This window comes from Nakamurella sp. UYEF19 (genome assembly GCF_040546275.1).
Taxonomy (GTDB): Bacteria; Actinomycetota; Actinomycetes; order Mycobacteriales; family Nakamurellaceae; genus Nakamurella.
Genome location: NZ_JBEPNO010000001.1, coordinates 155,299 through 169,972, shown reverse-complemented (window position 1 = coordinate 169,972; position 14,674 = coordinate 155,299). Strand labels below are relative to the sequence as shown.

The following is a 14,674-nucleotide window of genomic DNA, read 5'->3' as shown; positions in this document are numbered from 1 at the left end:
CTACGTCCCGCAGCTCATGGCTGTTCGGCCGCACCGGCCAGGATCCAGTGCTCGACGAGCAGCCCATCGACCACGCGCACCATGTCCAAGCTGGTGAGGCCGATCGGTAGGCCATTGGGTGCATGTCCAAGGAACGGCGCGACCGGAGTGCCGGTGACCGTGTAGCGACTGGCCACGCACTCCCCTTCCGAGACCGACTGCTGGGTAACCGTTGTCATGTCCGGGACGGCGCTGCGCATCGCGGTCCACCGGTCGCGCCACTGCGCGCGCGAGGTCGGCGACCCTTGATCCAGCGATGTCTCCGCAATGCAGCCAGCGGCCGCCACGTAGTCACCCCGATCTCTGGCCCGCATGATCTCCCCGATCACCGCCAAGGGGCTGTGTGATCAACGCCGCCCTCGCGCTCAGTGAACACATCATCGCCGCAAAGTCCCCAAGGAGAACGACATGACCAGCCAGACCATCACCACGGCACAAGCGGTCGAAGTCTGCGACCGGATGTTCACCAGCATCGACACCCGCGACTGGGACCAGTTCGAACGATGCTTCGCCGACGACGTCGTCACCGACTTCACCGGCCTCTGGGGCGGCAAGCCTGAACACGCCACCGCCCACCACCTTCGCGACGGGTGGGAAAGACTGTTCGCCGGCTTCACCGCCACCCAGCACCTGGTCGCCAACTACGTCGCCGACCACGCTCATACCGGCACGCTGGTGAGCGCGGCATTCCGCGCCACCCATTTCGGCGTCGACCCCTTCGGATCAGCGTCCTGGACGCTGTACGGCCGCTACCGAATCACCCTCGTCCACAGGGACAACGGCTTCGTCATCCAACGCCTCGAACAGACCCCGACCGCCGCCGACGGGAACCGCAACATCGTCCTACTCGCGTTGGCAGCTGCAACGGCCTCCGTCGCTCCTGCGGCTGTGCCTGGATTGGAGCGACCAGCGTTCTCACTGTTGCGATCGACTTGATCAGCTTCCGGCGCGTCCGCCGTAGGTGGCGATCTTGTACTCGGTGGCAGCCAGGGACAAGGTGAGTTCGCGAATTTGTCGGCGCACCGTGTCGCGGTGTTCCAGCAGTAGGTCGAGGCGCTCGGGCACGGTGTCTTCCCCGGCGTCGACCAGGCCCACATAGTGCTGCAGATCCCGCATCGCCATGCCGGACAGGCGCATCCGCGTCAGAAACACCAACCGGCGCACCACTTCAGCACCGTAACGTCGATGGCCGTTGCCGTCACGGTCGACCTGGAGGAGGCCGATCCGTTCGTAGTAGCGCAACGTGTGCGGCGAGACGTCCAGCAACTGGGCCACCTCGGCGATGCCCATCGGGCCCTCGACGCCGCTGGTGTCGGCCAGCCGGTGGATGACTTCGATCGACATCGGCCCGTCGACCTCGTCCAGGTTGGACAGGACTTTGTTCATCAGATCGTCGGAGGCCATGACCGAAGCCTAGATCGGCCGCGTCGTGACCGAACCGGCGAACTCGGGAAAGTCCGCGGAGCGTGCGGTCTCTGCCCATGTGGCCACCTCTTCCAAGCCGCGCCGGTGGCTGGCGGAAATTCGTTCGACGGCTTCGGAGCCGAGCGGAAGTCGCAGCGGGACCTCGGTTCCGTGCACGAGTGAGGTGATGATCCGGGCCGCACGGTGAGGGTCACCCTCCTGCTCACCGTCGATACCGGCCAGGTCGTGACGAACCGCGTCCAGTACACCTGCGTAGACGCTGGACGCATCGGCAAACCCGAGCACCTCTGGGGCATTGAACGAGGTGCGGAACCGACTCGGCTCGACAATCATCACCCGGACTCCGAACGGTGCAACCTCACCCGCAAGGGCTTCCGACCAGCCCTCCAGCGCAAACTTCCCGGCAGAGTACGCACCGGCACCGGGGAAGGAGATCCGGCCGCCCTGACTGCTCATCTGCACGATCGTCCCGCTGCCCTGCCCCCGCATCACCGGCAGAGCCGCACGCACCAAAGCTACCGGCCCGAAAAGGTGCAGGTCCATCAATGCGCGAAGGTCGCCTTCGCTGACCTCCTCGGCGGCGCCGATGATGGCCCGGCCGGCGTTGTTCACCACGACGTCCAACCGCCCGAAGCGGTCGACGGTGCGGCTGACCAAACGGGCGGCGAGTAGGGAGTCCGAGGCATCGTAGATTTCGATCGCCAGGTGGTCTGGGTGGGCTTGCAACAGGTCGGCGACCGATTCCGGGCGCCGAACGGCGGCCACCACATCGTCGCCCGCTGCCAGCGCAGCCTCGGCCAGGGCGCGGCCGAAGCCCTTCGATGCGCCGGTGATGATCCAGGTCTGCGTCTGTCTGCTCATGGGGCCGAGGCTAGAACTTCGAGTGCGCTCGAACGCAACCCGAACCCACGAGCACCGCGGGTCCCGCCGGCAGATGAGGGATGGGATCCTGGGTTCATGACAGACATGCCACTGAACGTGACCCAGGTGCGGCAGTGGATCGGCGAGGACGATCCCAAACGTCTGGATGCCGCAGTGATCGATTTCCGCCTTGGCGCAATGACTGCGATGGGCACCTCGCGCGCACGGCTGTGGGTCACCTGCTGGAGCCTGGAGTGCGACGCAAACTGGCGCACCGAACGGCTCGAGGTGACCAGCCGCGGCCGGGGGTGGACACGTGAGCTCGTCCTGACCCGCAACGACCGCGGCTGGACCTCCGACGCATCGTCGTCGGGCCGGGTTGACGCACGACTGGGCGAGTTGCCACCACCAGGCATCGAGGACCCCGACATTCTCCGAGAGGCGGTGGACTGCGATCTGGGTCTGTGCCCGCTGACCAACACCATGCCGATCCGCAGGCTCGGCCACCTCGAGACCGACGTTCCGGAAACGCTTCTCACCATGGGCTGGGTGGACATGCCGTCGTTGCAGGTCATCGCCTCACCTCAGCGGTACTCCTCGCGCACCGCGTCCAACCGCCGGGTCGTGTGCTACGAGAGCGAAACACGGGACTTCCGATCCGACCTCGACGTCGACGCCGACGGCCTGGTCGTCCGCTACCCGCAGCTCGCCCATGCCCTGACGGTGACCGAGTCCTGACGACCGTCCTGGGCTCGACACCGCCGTGTGTTACCGATTCGGTCGTGGAGGTGACGACTGATCGATCTTTTCGCGCAGGATGTCGCCGTGACCCGCGTGCCGGGCGAATTCTTCGATCATCGACAGCAGGGTCCATCGCATGCTCACGGTTCCTTCGCGGGGATTGTCCTTCGTGTCGTCGAGGTCGAAACGGGCGGCGATCACCCGCGATCGCTCGCTGGCACGCTCGTACTCGGCGATCACGTCGGCCAATGTTTCGTCGTCCGCGACGGTGACGGTGCCCTCGTCCCGGTTCGAGTAGCCGTCACATCCGGATTCTTCCAGTCCGGCCCAGAACCGTTGGAACCAGATCCGTTCCGCGGCGGCGGCATGCTTGATCAGGGAGATCGGAGTTGTCAGCGACCTGACGAGCCGTTGCCGCGCATGGGCTTCGGACAGGCCGCGGGCAGTGTTGATGAGCGCCCCGCGATTGCGATCGAGCATGTTCTCGATAATCGTTCGCTCGTCGCCATTGGTGATGCGTTGCGTATTCACAGGTATGCAGTCCATTCTCTTGCGGGTTGAATGATGCCCGGCCGGGTGGAACGGCGAGCCCGGGCTGGCCCGGTCCGGTCCGGTCCGGTCATGAGTCGAACAAGTCGAACAAGTCGCGGAGCGTGCGGCCAACCGGGGCAACCACTTCCTGGATGACTATCCCTGACCGCCCACACGGTTCGGCGCTGCGGTCACCAGCGCATCGCGGGGCGCGGCCGCACGGTGGTCGTTCCGTCGACGACACCGCGCACCATCGGCCTGGACAGGAACTCGTGCGGAAATCCTAGATCCACGGCGCTCACCGCGTCCAGACGGTCGAGCTGATGGGCATCCAGCTCGACATCCAGCGCACAGATGTTCTGCTGCAACTGCTCCAATGTCCTCGCGCCGATCAGCGGACTGACCACCGCCGGATGCTCCAGGGTCCACCGCAGGGCGACTTGCGCCGCAGTGGCACCGACCTCGGCCGCCACCTGGACCACCACCTCCGCGATGCGCAGACCACGTTCGGTCAGCAGATGGTTCGCCACCGCGTAGTCCTTCCGGGTCCCTCCGGGGCGGTCGGCACCCGGACCTCCCAGATCCGACCGGGAGTACTTCCCGGTCAGCACCCCGCCGCCCAACGGACCCCACGGGATGACACCCAGCCCCAGTTCCCGGGCCATCGGCAGCAGATCACGTTCGACGGTCCGCTCGATCAGGTTGTACTCCACCTGCAGTGCGACCAGCGGCGACCAGCCACGCAGGTCGGCGATGGTCTGCATCCGGGAGATCTCCCAGGCCGGTGCATCCGAGATCCCCAGATACAGCACCTTTCCCGCCCGCACCAGATCATCGAGCGCCCGGATGATCTCCTCACCAGCGGTGTACCCGTCCCAGGCGTGCACGTACAGCAGATCCAGGTAGTCGGTGCCCAACCGCCGCAGGCTCGCCTCGATCGACCCGACCAACGACTTGCGATGGGCGCCACCGGCGTTCGGATCGGCCGGGTTCCTGGTGGCCGAGTACTTGCTGGCCACCACCACCGACTCCCGCCGGCCGGCCAGGAACCGGCCCAGGTACTGCTCGGACTGCCCCTCGGTGTACGCATTGGCCGTATCCACCATGTTCCCGCCCGCCTCCAGATACGTGTCGAAGATCCGGCGGGCCGTCGCCTCGTCGGCGCCCCACCCCCACGCATCGCCGAAGGTCATGGCGCCCAACGACATCGGCGACACCCGCAACCCAGATCGGCCCAACAGCCGGTAGGAATCCAGTCCTGTCATCGCTTCTCGCTCCCGAACGTCATGAACAGCGAACTGCTGCCCTGACGCAGGCTGCGCCGGACCGGGGCGGTCCAGGAAGGCCGGGATCATCCTGGGACAAGCCGTACCAGGCTGCGCCACTGCGCAGGTCCCCCATCTGCCACTACCGTCAGGAGGATGGACGCCGCCCTGAACCCGATCGCACGTCGCGAACTGGCGGCGCTGCTGCGCACCCGACGCGAGGCAATCAATCCCGCAGACGTCGGACTCCCACCACGGATGAGCCCCACCCGCACCCCCGGCCTGCGGCGGGAGGAAGTGGCGGCCCTGGCCGGGGTCAGCGTCGACTACCTGATCCGACTGGAACAGGCCAGGGACGTCCGTCCCTCCGCCCAGGTCGCGCAGGCACTGGCCGGCGCACTACGACTCGACGAACACCAGACGGGCTACCTGTTCACCCTGGCCGGTCACCGCGCCCCCGAACGCTCCAGTGCGCCGAGGGTCCCGGACGGCCTGCGCCGCATGGTGGCCGATTTCGCCCCCACACCGGCCATGGTGCTCAACCATCGACTGGACATCCTGGCCTGGAACGAACCGATCGCCGGACTACTGCTGGACTTCGACCGGCACCCGGTCCGCGAACGCAACATCATGCGCATGTGCTTCCTCGATCCCCGCTTCCGCGACTTCTACCCCGACACCGACGTCATCCGCGGGGCGGTAGCCGACCTCAGGGCAGCGTGGGCCACCCACGCTGCCGACCAGCAGCTGGCCCTGCTGCTGGCCGAGTTGGAACGCGACAGCGACGCCTTCGCCACCCACTGGCGCTCACGCGAAGTGGCCGTCCGCGCCAGCGGGGTCAAAGCGATGAACCACCCAGCGGTCGGCGAGTTGAGTGTGACCTTCGAGGTTCTCGCGCCGCTGGGCGACCCCGACCTCCGCCTGATCGTCTACCGCGCCGCGGACGAGCACTCAGAACGGGCACTCGCCCGGATCAACCGGATCCGGGCCGATGACCGCGGCCGGGTCCTTCGCGTCCTCTAGCGCCGGAGTGGCCCGCAGACTGATTGCCAGCAACTGGTTTTCGTACCCGACCCCCGAGAATGTGTCGGGATCCGGATCGATCGCCGTTTCAGGGGCGGCGCAATCCACTCAGTGCTGATGGTGCAGTACCGGGGCTGATGGTGCAGTACCGGGGCTGATGGTGCAGTACCGGGGCTGATGGTGCAGTACCGGGGCTGATGGTGCAGTACCGGGCAGCTGCGAGACGACCACAGAGACGGAACGAGCCCCCCACATCGGGTGGGGCCTTTACCGCAGTCTCCCAGGGCCCGGCCGGTGACGTCATGCACTGCCCGCAGGGAACCAAGCTTGGACGGACTCAGCCGAAGAAGCCGACGATCCCGGTGATGCGGCCGTCGGTGGCGAACTCGACGAAATCGACGCCAGAGAGCGTGGTGCCGTAGTTGACGACGTCCGCCACGATCGGCGACGGCGCGGTCATGAGCCAAGTGAACCGTCCGACGTGTTGGTGCAGGTCAAGACCGCTCGTCGGCTGGAGCGCGGCGCCGGGAAATCGTTGGGCGAAGTCGAGGATCAGGTCGACCATCCCGTCGACTCCGGTCACCGGGTCGGTGATCGGGTCGGTATAGGTGCCGTTGTCGGCCCAGCAGCTCCCCAAGCTGGCACGGATGCCGGCAGCATCGCGCCGCGCCCACGCGTGGGCGTACTGCTCGACGGCCTCATGACGATTCATAGTCCACTCCTGACTAGGTAATTGTTGACTATAGTTCCCATATGGCTGTCGGTGGTTATCTCGTTCTCGGACTCCTGCTCGACGGCCCAGCATCGGGCTATGACCTCGGCCTGCGCGCGTCGAATGCGATCGCCTACTTCTGGCCGATCACGCGCTCGCACATCTACGTCGAACTACCCAAACTCGTGGAACGCGGACATGCCACGGGCGAGGACGTGGCCCAGCGCGGCGTGCCGGACAAGCGGATCTATACCGCGACCGAAGCAGGCCTTCACGCATTCCGCGGCTGGCTTGATGGGTTCGACCTGGTTGCCGAGCGCGCCCGGCAACCGCTGCAAATCCAGCTGCACTTCGCCGGTCACACCGCGTCGAAACACCTGCTCTCGCAACTGGACCACTGGGAGCAAGAAGTGCGGCACACACTCGCATTCTGTCGTGCTCTACTCGCAGGGTACGGGGACCACCCCGGCCGCGGCCTCACCGCCCGTTTCGCCATCAACCGCGCCCAGGCTGACCTCGCCTGGCTCGCTCAAGCCCGCATTACCCTGTCGGACCGAGAGCCGTAGCGCGGCAGGCCCAACCTCGACCGGGCAGCTCCCCGGCAGGTAGGCGAGCAATGAGGTCGGAGGCGTCGAATGACGAGGCCTATCCTGCCGTCCACAGCCACTTGGACAGAGTGACTCTGGCCTTGCCGCCAGGAGTGGGCCGGAGGTCACCGACAGCAGGTCCCGCCCGGATAGAAGGTCCTGGGGTCGATCATGCTGATCGGGATACGCGAGACGTTCGTAGGGGCAACGATCTCGGCCAGACCCCGCAGCATCAGCGCCATCCGAGGGCGCTCGTCGCATCTCCTGGCCATTTCGTAGCAGGTGGCCAGCAGGTGCACGCACAATCTGGTGCGCTGCAAGCAGCTGCACGTTGCGGTCATCTGGGACAGGGCCGGCAACGGCGGCAGTCCGGCTTTGCCCAGGGCGGTATGAATCGGGTCGCCCAGATCGTCGTTGGTTGCCGAAGAAGTCACCAATCTGGTGGCCTTCCGCTGCTGGGCGACGGTCCAGACCGGAAGCTCGATCAATATCTGATGTTCCCCGGTCCCGGCGACGGTAGCCGATATATGTCCGGGCTCGGCGATCAGGTTCTCGACTCCGTCCCGGCGGGTCAGCGACCGAGCTTTCGGCAGCCGTGGATCCGGGGCGCTCAGGTAGGTCGGCTCGGCGAGCCGCCGCCAGTCTGCGCCCCAGGCGGTGTGGCCGAACTCCTGGGTCATGGCTGGGTCCCTGGCCTGGTCTCCAGGAGGGCGCGGAGCTGCTGATCGGACAGGGCGGCGAGGTCGCTATCACGCGGAAATGCCCGCCCGGTCGCGACAGTCTCGGCGAGATCCTTCTTGCTGTCGTGCATCTCGGCGATGGCCCCTTCCAGAGTGCGTTCCGTCAGCAGCGCGTACACGTTGACGGTGCGCGTTTGGCCGATCCGGTGGGCCCGGTCGCTGGCCTGCTGTTCGACTGCGGGATTCCACCAACGGTCGTAGTGCAGGACGTGCGTTGCCCTGGTCAGATTGAGGCCGAAGCCGGCTGCACGCAGACTCAGGATCAGGATCGGCGGCCCGTTCGCGTCGTCGGAGAACCGGGCGACCATCTGATCGCGGACCTTCATGCTCAGACCGCCGTGCAGGAAGGGCACTGCAGTCCGGGTGACCAGACGGCACAGATGCCGGCTCAGTAGTTCACCGGTAGCGCGGTACTGGGTGAAAACCAGTGCCCGCTCGTCGTTGTCGATGATCTCGGTCAGCATCTCGGTGGCCCGGTCCAGCTTCCCGGACCGGCCGACCAGCGATCCGCCGGTCGGCCGCACCAGTTCGGGATGATTGCAGATCTGTTTCAGCCGGGTCAGGAGAGCGAGCACCCGACCGCTCCGCTCGAATCCGACGCCGAGGCCGGCCTCGAACGCCTTGGTCAGTGCGTCGCGGTAGAGCATCTCCTGCTCGTCGGACATCACGCAGATGACTGTCGATTCGATCTTGGCGGGCAGCTCTTTCGCCACGTCGGTTTTCCGGCGCCGCAGGATGTGCGGGATGACGATCTCATGCAGACGTTGGGCCGCCGCACCGGCCTCCCGGTCCTGGATCGGGACGATGAACCGCTGTCGGAATCGCATCCGATTGCCGAGCAGGCCAGGGTTGGTGAAGGCCATGATCGACCACAGTTCCTCGAGTCTGTTCTCCACGGGCGTCCCGGTCATCGCCAGAGGCAAACGGGTCTCGAGCGCGTAGGCGGCACGCGCAGCACGAGAGGTCGGGTTCTTGATCTGCTGCGCTTCGTCGAGCACCACCACGTCCCATTCGGTGCGCGCGAGCGCACCGTCGGTGCGGAGCAAGCCGTAGGTGCTCAGCACCACGGACCCACTCGGGAGGTCGTCGAATGCCGCCCTACGATCGGACCCGGTATGGCGGATCACCGGGACCTGCGGGGCGAACCGGGCTAGTTCCCGGGACCAGTTCGACAGGACCGACGTCGGGCAGATCACGAGGTGCAGCCCGTGGGAGCGGCCCGCAAGCAGGGCGATCGCCTGCACCGTCTTTCCCAGACCCATTTCGTCGGCGAGGATCCCGCCGAGGCCGTACGCGGCGGCATGCTCCATCCAGAACACGCCCGCCCGTTGATACGGACGCAGCACGGTATCGACGTAGGCTGCCGCCGGCTGTGGTGGCAGCCGCGATATGGACCGGCGAGCGGCGGCCACGGTGGCGCCGGCGGCCCAGATGGTGATCCCATCGAGCCCGACCGCGGTATGCCCCGCAACGGGTAGTTCCTCCACCAGCGACTCGCCTGTCCCACCGGTCAGGAAGGCTGCGGCGATCCTGCGCCACACCGACAGCGAGTTGCTGATACCCGGAGAACCGTTGCTGCACATGGCCAGTGCCGCGACCGCGGCCCGGGGATCGACCATCCTGACCGACCTCGACGACGCGGTGACCGCGCTACCGGTGGAGTTGGGTACAGCCAGCAACACTTGGCCGGGATGTCCGGGGGGCAGCCCGGCCCGAGCACAGGCCTCGATCAGATCGTGAGGGCCCCACCAGATGAACTTCTCGGCTTCCACCACAAAGGCCACCTGGAGTAGATCCGGCCCGTCAACCCCGTCGGTAACGACGCACCGCCAGCGGAAAGAACACTGCCAGCAGCCCGATGGACCACAGCACCGATCCGACGACCGAGAAGGTCAGGCTGTGCGCCGTTGTCGCGGTGACCGGCTCGCCGAGGACCAACCCGCGAACCGCATCGACCATGAGGGTCAGTGGCTGATACTCGGCGATCACCTGCAGGACGGCGGGCATCGACTGCACCGGCACGAACGCGCTGGACAGGAACGAGAACGGGACCCCGAGAATGCCAAGGCCCTGCACCGCCTGTGCGCTGCCGCCGACCAGGCCCAACCACAGGAAGACCGACGCGATCGCCCACGCGTAGAGGACGAGCAACAGGATCGACAGCGCAACTCCCCCAGCGGATCCCGAGGGGCGAAACCCGATGGCGAACCCCAACGCCGCAGTGACCACCGCGACGCCGAGCAACAGCGCCATGTCGGCCACGGCCCGGCCCAGCAGCACTGCCGTCCCCGAGATGGGCATGGACCGGAGTCGATCGTTGAATCCCGTGGCCGCGTCCGTCGCGACGGCAACAGCAGTGCCGCCGGCGGTGAAGAGCATCCCGCCCACCACGAAGCCGGGCACCAGGAAATTCACGTACGGAACGCCGTCCACACCGATGGCTCCACCGAAGACGTATCGGAACATCAAGAGGAAGATGACGCTCTGCGCGACGGCGATGCCTGGCACCTGTGGGGTGCGTGCCAACTGCCGGCCGGTGCGATGCACCATTTCCAAGGTCGTGGTGACTGCCGTGGCGGTCGTGCTGGGGGCCAGCGTGCTCATGCTGCGGCCTCGACGCCGACGTCGGTAGCGGCCGGACGACCAGTCAGCGCGAGGAATACATCATCCAGAGTGGGCCTGCGCACACCGATGTCGGCCAAGGCGATACCGGCGTCCTGCAGAACGCCGATCACCCTGATCAAGTCCTGCACGCCATCGGTGGCGGGCAGCGAAATGCCGGTACCGTTAGGTTCGAGGATGGCATGCGACCCCAATACGCCGGCTGCACGGTGCGCATCGGCGTCGTCGCGGACCCGAACCTCCACGACGTCCTCGCCGGCCAGGCCCTTCAATTCCGCCGGGCTGCCCTGGGCGACGACCCGCCCGCCGTCGATGATGGCGATCCGGTCGGCCAACCTGTCGGCCTCCTCCAGATACTGGGTCGTCAGGATGACATCGGTGCCCCGGCCGACGAGTTCGCGGATCGCCGACCACAACTCGTTGCGGCTACGGGGGTCCAGTCCGGTGGTCGGCTCGTCGAGCAGCAGCACCTTGGGCGCTCCGACCAGACTCGATCCCAGGTCCAATCGGCGGCGCATGCCACCGGAATAGTTGCGCACCAGACGATCTCCCACCTCGGCGAGATCCAGTTGCTCCAGCACCGCATCGGCGGCCGATCGTGCGTCCCGGCGGCCGTGACCGGACAGTCGTGCCACCATGCGGAGGTTCTCCCGACCGGTCATCGCCGGTTCCACCGCGGCATACTGACCGGCCAGACCGATCACCCGTCGCACCCGCGACGGTTCGGCAACGACATCGATACCCGCGACGTTGAGCAGGCCCGACGTCGGCCTGGTCAACGTCGCGATGCTCCGGATCAGGGTGGTCTTGCCGGCCCCGTTGGGCCCGAGCACGGCCAGCACCTGCCCGGCCGGGACGATCAGGTCCACACCGGTCAGCGCGTCGACCTCTCCGTAGCGTTTCGTCAGGGCCACAGCTTCGAGCAGAGGGGGTTCCATCGGACCAGTTTCACCCAGCTGGCTGATATTGTCAACCAGATAGATGAGACCAATTCTCGTGGGTAGAGTTGCCATCATGGCCGACACATCCAGGAGGGCACCGCTGCCCGAGGCGCGCCGGCATGACGCCGATCGGTCCCGGGCCCTGCTGCTGGACGCCGCCCGGGCAGAATTCGCCTCCAAGGGGCGGGCGGGCGCGCGGGTCAGCGAGATCGCCCGCCGGGCGGGCGTGAACAAGCAGCTGATCTCCTACTATTTCGGTGGCAAAGAGGGCCTGTACCAAGCGATCCTGCAGCAGTGGCAGGAACAGGAGGCCGAGATCACCGAACCCGGCATCTCTTTGGACGAATTGGCCTTCCGCTACCTCGAGGCCGGCCTGCTCGATCCAGATCAGCAACGCCTGTTTCTGCGGGAATCTTTCGAACAGGACCCTGCACAATCCACGTTCGAACCCGACGCCCCGGAACTGCTCGACCTGAGGGACCGGCAGGCGGCCGGCGAGATCGCCGCCGAGCTCGACCCGGCGTTCGTACTGCTGGTCCTGCAGAGCTTCGTCGTCTCCGGTGCCGTCTTCCCCGGCGAGACCAAGCGGCTCACCGGACTGGACCCGCACTCGCCGGAATACCTCGATCGGATGGGTCGACAGCTCCGGTTGCTGGCTCGCCGGTTGGCCTGAGACCCCAGCACGTCACCGATGTCCGGTGGCCACCGTGCCACCGGAGATCTTGGCTGTGTTCGCGACGAGTACATCGGTGGTACGACGGAGGAAATCGGCGATGGCCGCCAACTCCGCTGGCGAGTACTGCCCAGCGACGGCGGCCATGTCCGCTCCCAGCGGTCCGAATACCGCCGGCATCACCTGGTTCAACCGAGTATTCGCGCGCAACGTGATCAGCAACCGTCGGCGGTCTGCCAGCTGCTCTTCTCGCTATCGGTCCTCGGATGCCAGAGCAGGCGCGAGCGCGAGATCGACGAGATGGTCGGCGTACTGATCGGTGAGCGGTTGCCGGATGACCAGGGTGCGGAGGTAGAGCGGAGCGACCAGGACCTCGACGAACAGGGCGGAATCGACGTCCTCGCCGAGTTCGCCACGCTGTTTGCCTCGTTCCACGACTGCCACAGCCAGTTCGAACCGTTGCTGCCAGAAGGAACGCGCCACGGCGTCGATGGACGGAACCCGATCTGCTTCGGCCACCACGATCTGCAGCAGGGCCCGGCTGCTCGGCAGCGCAAGGGTATCGACGACGTCCCGCAGCATCATCTGCAGATCGCCACGCAGGGTTCCCGTGTCGGGCTCGGGGATGTCGGCGGCCGCAGACGCGAGCACGGCCGCCACGACCAGGTCGCCCTTGTTCGCCCAGCGTCGGTAGATCGTGGCACGGTGCACGCCGGCACGGGCGGCGACAAGGTCCAGGCTCAGCGCGGCGTACCCCACCTCGACCAGTTCGGTGAGCGTGGCGCTCAGGATCGCCGCGCCGGCTCGAGCCGATCGCCCGCCGGGCCGGCGTGCGGTGTCGGCGTCGCCGCGCCGGTCCGGATTCATGGCGAACCACCTTCTGTTTCGGCCGGACGGCGTCAGCCGGGACGGCGTCGACAGCGCAGTTGCGCCGACCCCGTCAGTATGTCACGCTCAGGCCACTAACGCGACAGACTGTCGCCTTAGCCGACAATCGACAGGTGGAACATGGCCGACAAACTGCTCATGCATCGGGTGTCCGTCGACGACGGTCAGATCCAGCCAACGGGTCTGTCGCCCACCCGACTCCGGGTCACCCGAGCAATCATGGCGACGGCTGCGGTTGCCGCCGCGGCGGCAATGGCCGCGTCCGTGACGACGGTGCTCCACGCGGAGAGCGCAACCAGGATCGTCGAAACGTGGCGGATGTACGGGTTCGCCTTGTGCACCGGGCTGTTTGTCCTGCTCGCCGTGGCACCGCGTGGTCGTCGCGGCCTGTGGGAGCTGGTGATCGCCAACAAGCTCCTGCTGACCGGTACCGCCGCCGGCTACCAGTTCACCGGCAGCGCCGTGGGGTCCGGCGAGGTCATCGTGTGGGACGGACTGATGACCGGACTGCTCGTGGCCGGCTACATCACCTGTCGGGGTTGGCGGCGCGAGTAGGTCGGCAATTGCGTTGAACCTCACCAGGTTCACGCGATCGGTTTTCCACCGGCATCCAGCCAGCACCGCCTTCCGACTGCCGGCGATGGATCAAACGGAACAATCAACGGCTACCGCGAGCGCCGCGCAGTTTCTCCCGCATCCGGGCATCCCGCAAACGGCCCAACCTGCTCACGAGAACCACAATCGAGACGCATTCCACCGAGTCGAGGTTCACCGCCGACCGACGAGGGACCGATCGTCACCGGGTTCGAGCACCACTTCGCTGGGCAGCCCACAAATCTTCGTGCATGGCGCCACGAGCGCACGGCGGTGGCGCGGGATCACCGCGTCACCTCCACCAGTGCTGCGTCGGTCGTGCCCGGCCGCAGGTTTCGGGCCTCTTCCAGCAGGAGGGGATCGACCGTCGTGCTGAGACGTCCGCGAGTCATGCCATCATCATCGACGATCGTCGGCGACCCACACCGGCCGAGGATCGGCGGCCTCGGCAGAAGGCCCGCCACGTGCCGCGCAGCACCGTTTCAGCCGATGTCGCGCCGCATCACCAGGCGCGGCAGACCGTTGGCGACAGCGTCGGTGGTGCCGATGACCCGAAAACCGGCCCTCTCGAACATCTTCTTCGTGCCGACGAACCCCATGGTCAGATCCATCCGTCCGGCCGGGTCGACCGGGTAGGACTCCACCGCGGGCGCGCCGTGCGAGGCGGCATAGGCTAACGCGCCCTCGATCAGCGGAGCCGTCACACCCTGCCGACGGTGCCCGGCGCGCACGATGACGCAGATGATGCTCCACACCGGCACGTCGTCGACGGGACGGATCAGACGCGAATCCTTGAGCCGAGGGATCTCGGAGCGCGGACCGATGTTGCACCAGCCCACTGGTTCTCCGTCCCCATAGGTGACCACGCCCGGCGGATGCTCACCCTCGCACAGACGCCGCATCGCCTGCTCCCGTCTACCGGCGCCCAACCGGTGGATGTCAGCCGGACGCAGTCTGTGGGACACACACCAACAATGCGTGGGGCGCCGTTGCAGGTTGATCACGTCGGCGAAGTCTTCGAAGCGGTTTGGT

General features: G+C 66.7%; 19 protein-coding genes and 1 pseudogene. 6 read left to right on the top strand and 14 right to left on the bottom strand.

Annotated elements, in window-relative coordinates:
* Nucleotides 1–14: 14 nt before the first annotated feature.
* Nucleotides 15–368 carry an ester cyclase gene (locus ABIB25_RS00790; protein WP_354526498.1) on the bottom strand — a complete coding sequence of 118 codons (354 nt, stop codon included), beginning with the start codon at nucleotides 366–368 and terminating at the stop codon, nucleotides 15–17.
* Between the two features lie 79 nt (nucleotides 369–447).
* Here ABIB25_RS00790 and ABIB25_RS00785 point away from each other — a divergent pair, with 79 nt between their 5' ends.
* Nucleotides 448–975, top strand: a complete 528-nt coding sequence (locus ABIB25_RS00785) for a nuclear transport factor 2 family protein (RefSeq protein ID WP_354526497.1) — start codon at nucleotides 448–450, stop codon at nucleotides 973–975.
* Here the strand turns inward: ABIB25_RS00785 and ABIB25_RS00780 are convergent, their stop codons facing one another.
* Both ABIB25_RS00780 and ABIB25_RS00775 read right to left on the bottom strand, forming a co-directional pair.
* Nucleotides 976–1,443 carry a MerR family transcriptional regulator gene (locus ABIB25_RS00780; RefSeq protein WP_354526496.1) on the bottom strand — a complete coding sequence of 156 codons (468 nt, stop codon included), beginning with the start codon at nucleotides 1,441–1,443 and terminating at the stop codon, nucleotides 976–978.
* 9 nt (nucleotides 1,444–1,452) lie between these two features.
* The gene (locus ABIB25_RS00775; RefSeq protein WP_354526495.1) at nucleotides 1,453–2,325 is read right to left on the bottom strand and encodes an SDR family NAD(P)-dependent oxidoreductase; all 873 of its coding nucleotides are present in this window, start codon (nucleotides 2,323–2,325) and stop codon (nucleotides 1,453–1,455) included.
* Between the two features lie 96 nt (nucleotides 2,326–2,421).
* Here ABIB25_RS00775 and ABIB25_RS00770 point away from each other — a divergent pair, with 96 nt between their 5' ends.
* The gene (locus ABIB25_RS00770) at nucleotides 2,422–3,063 is read left to right on the top strand and encodes a putative glycolipid-binding domain-containing protein (protein WP_354526493.1); all 642 of its coding nucleotides are present in this window, start codon (nucleotides 2,422–2,424) and stop codon (nucleotides 3,061–3,063) included.
* A 30-nt stretch (nucleotides 3,064–3,093) separates the two neighbouring features.
* Here ABIB25_RS00770 and ABIB25_RS00765 read toward each other — a convergent pair whose 3' ends face one another.
* Nucleotides 3,094–3,597 carry a DinB family protein gene (locus ABIB25_RS00765; RefSeq protein WP_354526491.1) on the bottom strand — a complete coding sequence of 168 codons (504 nt, stop codon included), beginning with the start codon at nucleotides 3,595–3,597 and terminating at the stop codon, nucleotides 3,094–3,096.
* A gap of 191 nt (nucleotides 3,598–3,788) precedes the next feature.
* On the bottom strand, nucleotides 3,789–4,862 hold the full coding sequence (locus ABIB25_RS00760; protein WP_354526490.1) for an aldo/keto reductase: 1,074 nt from the start codon (nucleotides 4,860–4,862) through the stop codon (nucleotides 3,789–3,791).
* A gap of 156 nt (nucleotides 4,863–5,018) precedes the next feature.
* On the opposite strand from ABIB25_RS00760, the gene ABIB25_RS00755 reads away from it, so the two are divergent.
* On the top strand, nucleotides 5,019–5,885 hold the full coding sequence (locus tag ABIB25_RS00755; protein ID WP_354526489.1) for a helix-turn-helix transcriptional regulator: 867 nt from the start codon (nucleotides 5,019–5,021) through the stop codon (nucleotides 5,883–5,885).
* A 337-nt stretch (nucleotides 5,886–6,222) separates the two neighbouring features.
* Here ABIB25_RS00755 and ABIB25_RS00750 read toward each other — a convergent pair whose 3' ends face one another.
* Nucleotides 6,223–6,597, bottom strand: coding sequence for a nuclear transport factor 2 family protein (locus tag ABIB25_RS00750; protein ID WP_354526488.1), 375 nt, complete (start codon nucleotides 6,595–6,597; stop codon nucleotides 6,223–6,225).
* Nucleotides 6,598–6,638: 41 nt separating this feature from the next.
* Between ABIB25_RS00750 and ABIB25_RS00745 the strand changes: the two genes are divergently transcribed.
* Nucleotides 6,639–7,163: a PadR family transcriptional regulator gene (locus ABIB25_RS00745; RefSeq protein WP_354526487.1), complete on the top strand. Its 525-nt coding sequence runs from the start codon at nucleotides 6,639–6,641 to the stop codon at nucleotides 7,161–7,163.
* Nucleotides 7,164–7,309: 146 nt separating this feature from the next.
* Here the strand turns inward: ABIB25_RS00745 and ABIB25_RS00740 are convergent, their stop codons facing one another.
* From ABIB25_RS00740 to ABIB25_RS00725, 4 genes are read right to left on the bottom strand one after another with little or no spacing between them, the layout of a single operon-like run.
* Complete coding sequence (locus ABIB25_RS00740; protein WP_354526486.1) at nucleotides 7,310–7,864, bottom strand: hypothetical protein; 555 nt, start codon at nucleotides 7,862–7,864, stop codon at nucleotides 7,310–7,312.
* Nucleotides 7,861–9,708 carry a DEAD/DEAH box helicase gene (locus ABIB25_RS00735; protein ID WP_354526485.1) on the bottom strand — a complete coding sequence of 616 codons (1,848 nt, stop codon included), beginning with the start codon at nucleotides 9,706–9,708 and terminating at the stop codon, nucleotides 7,861–7,863. The genes ABIB25_RS00740 and ABIB25_RS00735 overlap by 4 nt, the downstream gene beginning before the upstream one ends.
* Nucleotides 9,709–9,727: 19 nt before the next feature.
* A complete protein-coding gene (locus ABIB25_RS00730) occupies nucleotides 9,728–10,528 on the bottom strand; it encodes an ABC transporter permease (protein WP_354526484.1) in 801 nt (266 codons plus the stop codon).
* Nucleotides 10,525–11,484, bottom strand: coding sequence for an ATP-binding cassette domain-containing protein (locus tag ABIB25_RS00725; protein ID WP_354526483.1), 960 nt, complete (start codon nucleotides 11,482–11,484; stop codon nucleotides 10,525–10,527). Before ABIB25_RS00725 ends, ABIB25_RS00730 begins: the two co-directional genes overlap by 4 nt.
* A 76-nt stretch (nucleotides 11,485–11,560) precedes the next feature.
* Between ABIB25_RS00725 and ABIB25_RS00720 the strand changes: the two genes are divergently transcribed.
* Entirely contained in the window at nucleotides 11,561–12,160 is a 600-nt protein-coding gene (locus tag ABIB25_RS00720; protein ID WP_354526482.1) for a TetR/AcrR family transcriptional regulator, read from the top strand.
* 12 nt (nucleotides 12,161–12,172) lie between these two features.
* Here the strand turns inward: ABIB25_RS00720 and ABIB25_RS00715 are convergent, their stop codons facing one another.
* Nucleotides 12,173–12,307: a hypothetical protein gene (locus tag ABIB25_RS00715; RefSeq protein WP_354526481.1), complete on the bottom strand. Its 135-nt coding sequence runs from the start codon at nucleotides 12,305–12,307 to the stop codon at nucleotides 12,173–12,175.
* 105 nt (nucleotides 12,308–12,412) lie between these two features.
* The gene (locus tag ABIB25_RS00710; protein ID WP_354526480.1) at nucleotides 12,413–13,027 is read right to left on the bottom strand and encodes a TetR/AcrR family transcriptional regulator; all 615 of its coding nucleotides are present in this window, start codon (nucleotides 13,025–13,027) and stop codon (nucleotides 12,413–12,415) included.
* Nucleotides 13,028–13,168: 141 nt separating this feature from the next.
* On the opposite strand from ABIB25_RS00710, the gene ABIB25_RS00705 reads away from it, so the two are divergent.
* Nucleotides 13,169–13,603: a hypothetical protein gene (locus ABIB25_RS00705; RefSeq protein ID WP_354526479.1), complete on the top strand. Its 435-nt coding sequence runs from the start codon at nucleotides 13,169–13,171 to the stop codon at nucleotides 13,601–13,603.
* Between the two features lie 90 nt (nucleotides 13,604–13,693).
* On the opposite strand, the pseudogene ABIB25_RS00700 reads toward ABIB25_RS00705, so the two are convergent.
* Both ABIB25_RS00700 and ABIB25_RS00695 read right to left on the bottom strand, forming a co-directional pair.
* Nucleotides 13,694–13,936, bottom strand: a pseudogene (locus tag ABIB25_RS00700) (type II toxin-antitoxin system PemK/MazF family toxin); the annotation flags it as partial.
* Between the two features lie 188 nt (nucleotides 13,937–14,124).
* Complete coding sequence (locus tag ABIB25_RS00695; RefSeq protein ID WP_354526478.1) at nucleotides 14,125–14,607, bottom strand: GNAT family N-acetyltransferase; 483 nt, start codon at nucleotides 14,605–14,607, stop codon at nucleotides 14,125–14,127.
* Between the last annotated feature and the right edge of the window lie 67 nt (nucleotides 14,608–14,674).

What these genes read in the sequence shown, in the direction of transcription:
- ABIB25_RS00760 (WP_354526490.1), bottom strand. Translation starts at nt 4,862, where the DNA reads ATGACAGGACTGGATTCCTACCGGCTGTTGGGCCGATCTGGGTTGCGG.
- ABIB25_RS00725 (WP_354526483.1), bottom strand. Translation starts at nt 11,484, where the DNA reads ATGGAACCCCCTCTGCTCGAAGCTGTGGCCCTGACGAAACGCTACGGA.
- ABIB25_RS00730 (WP_354526484.1), bottom strand. Translation starts at nt 10,528, where the DNA reads ATGAGCACGCTGGCCCCCAGCACGACCGCCACGGCAGTCACCACGACC.
- ABIB25_RS00715 (WP_354526481.1), bottom strand. Translation starts at nt 12,307, where the DNA reads ATGGCCGCCGTCGCTGGGCAGTACTCGCCAGCGGAGTTGGCGGCCATC.
- ABIB25_RS00740 (WP_354526486.1), bottom strand. Translation starts at nt 7,864, where the DNA reads ATGACCCAGGAGTTCGGCCACACCGCCTGGGGCGCAGACTGGCGGCGG.
- ABIB25_RS00705 (WP_354526479.1), top strand. Translation starts at nt 13,169, where the DNA reads ATGGCCGACAAACTGCTCATGCATCGGGTGTCCGTCGACGACGGTCAG.
- ABIB25_RS00770 (WP_354526493.1), top strand. Translation starts at nt 2,422, where the DNA reads ATGACAGACATGCCACTGAACGTGACCCAGGTGCGGCAGTGGATCGGC.
- ABIB25_RS00785 (WP_354526497.1), top strand. Translation starts at nt 448, where the DNA reads ATGACCAGCCAGACCATCACCACGGCACAAGCGGTCGAAGTCTGCGAC.
- ABIB25_RS00750 (WP_354526488.1), bottom strand. Translation starts at nt 6,597, where the DNA reads ATGAATCGTCATGAGGCCGTCGAGCAGTACGCCCACGCGTGGGCGCGG.
- ABIB25_RS00775 (WP_354526495.1), bottom strand. Translation starts at nt 2,325, where the DNA reads ATGAGCAGACAGACGCAGACCTGGATCATCACCGGCGCATCGAAGGGC.
- ABIB25_RS00710 (WP_354526480.1), bottom strand. Translation starts at nt 13,027, where the DNA reads ATGAATCCGGACCGGCGCGGCGACGCCGACACCGCACGCCGGCCCGGC.
- ABIB25_RS00745 (WP_354526487.1), top strand. Translation starts at nt 6,639, where the DNA reads ATGGCTGTCGGTGGTTATCTCGTTCTCGGACTCCTGCTCGACGGCCCA.
- ABIB25_RS00780 (WP_354526496.1), bottom strand. Translation starts at nt 1,443, where the DNA reads ATGGCCTCCGACGATCTGATGAACAAAGTCCTGTCCAACCTGGACGAG.
- ABIB25_RS00720 (WP_354526482.1), top strand. Translation starts at nt 11,561, where the DNA reads ATGGCCGACACATCCAGGAGGGCACCGCTGCCCGAGGCGCGCCGGCAT.
- ABIB25_RS00755 (WP_354526489.1), top strand. Translation starts at nt 5,019, where the DNA reads ATGGACGCCGCCCTGAACCCGATCGCACGTCGCGAACTGGCGGCGCTG.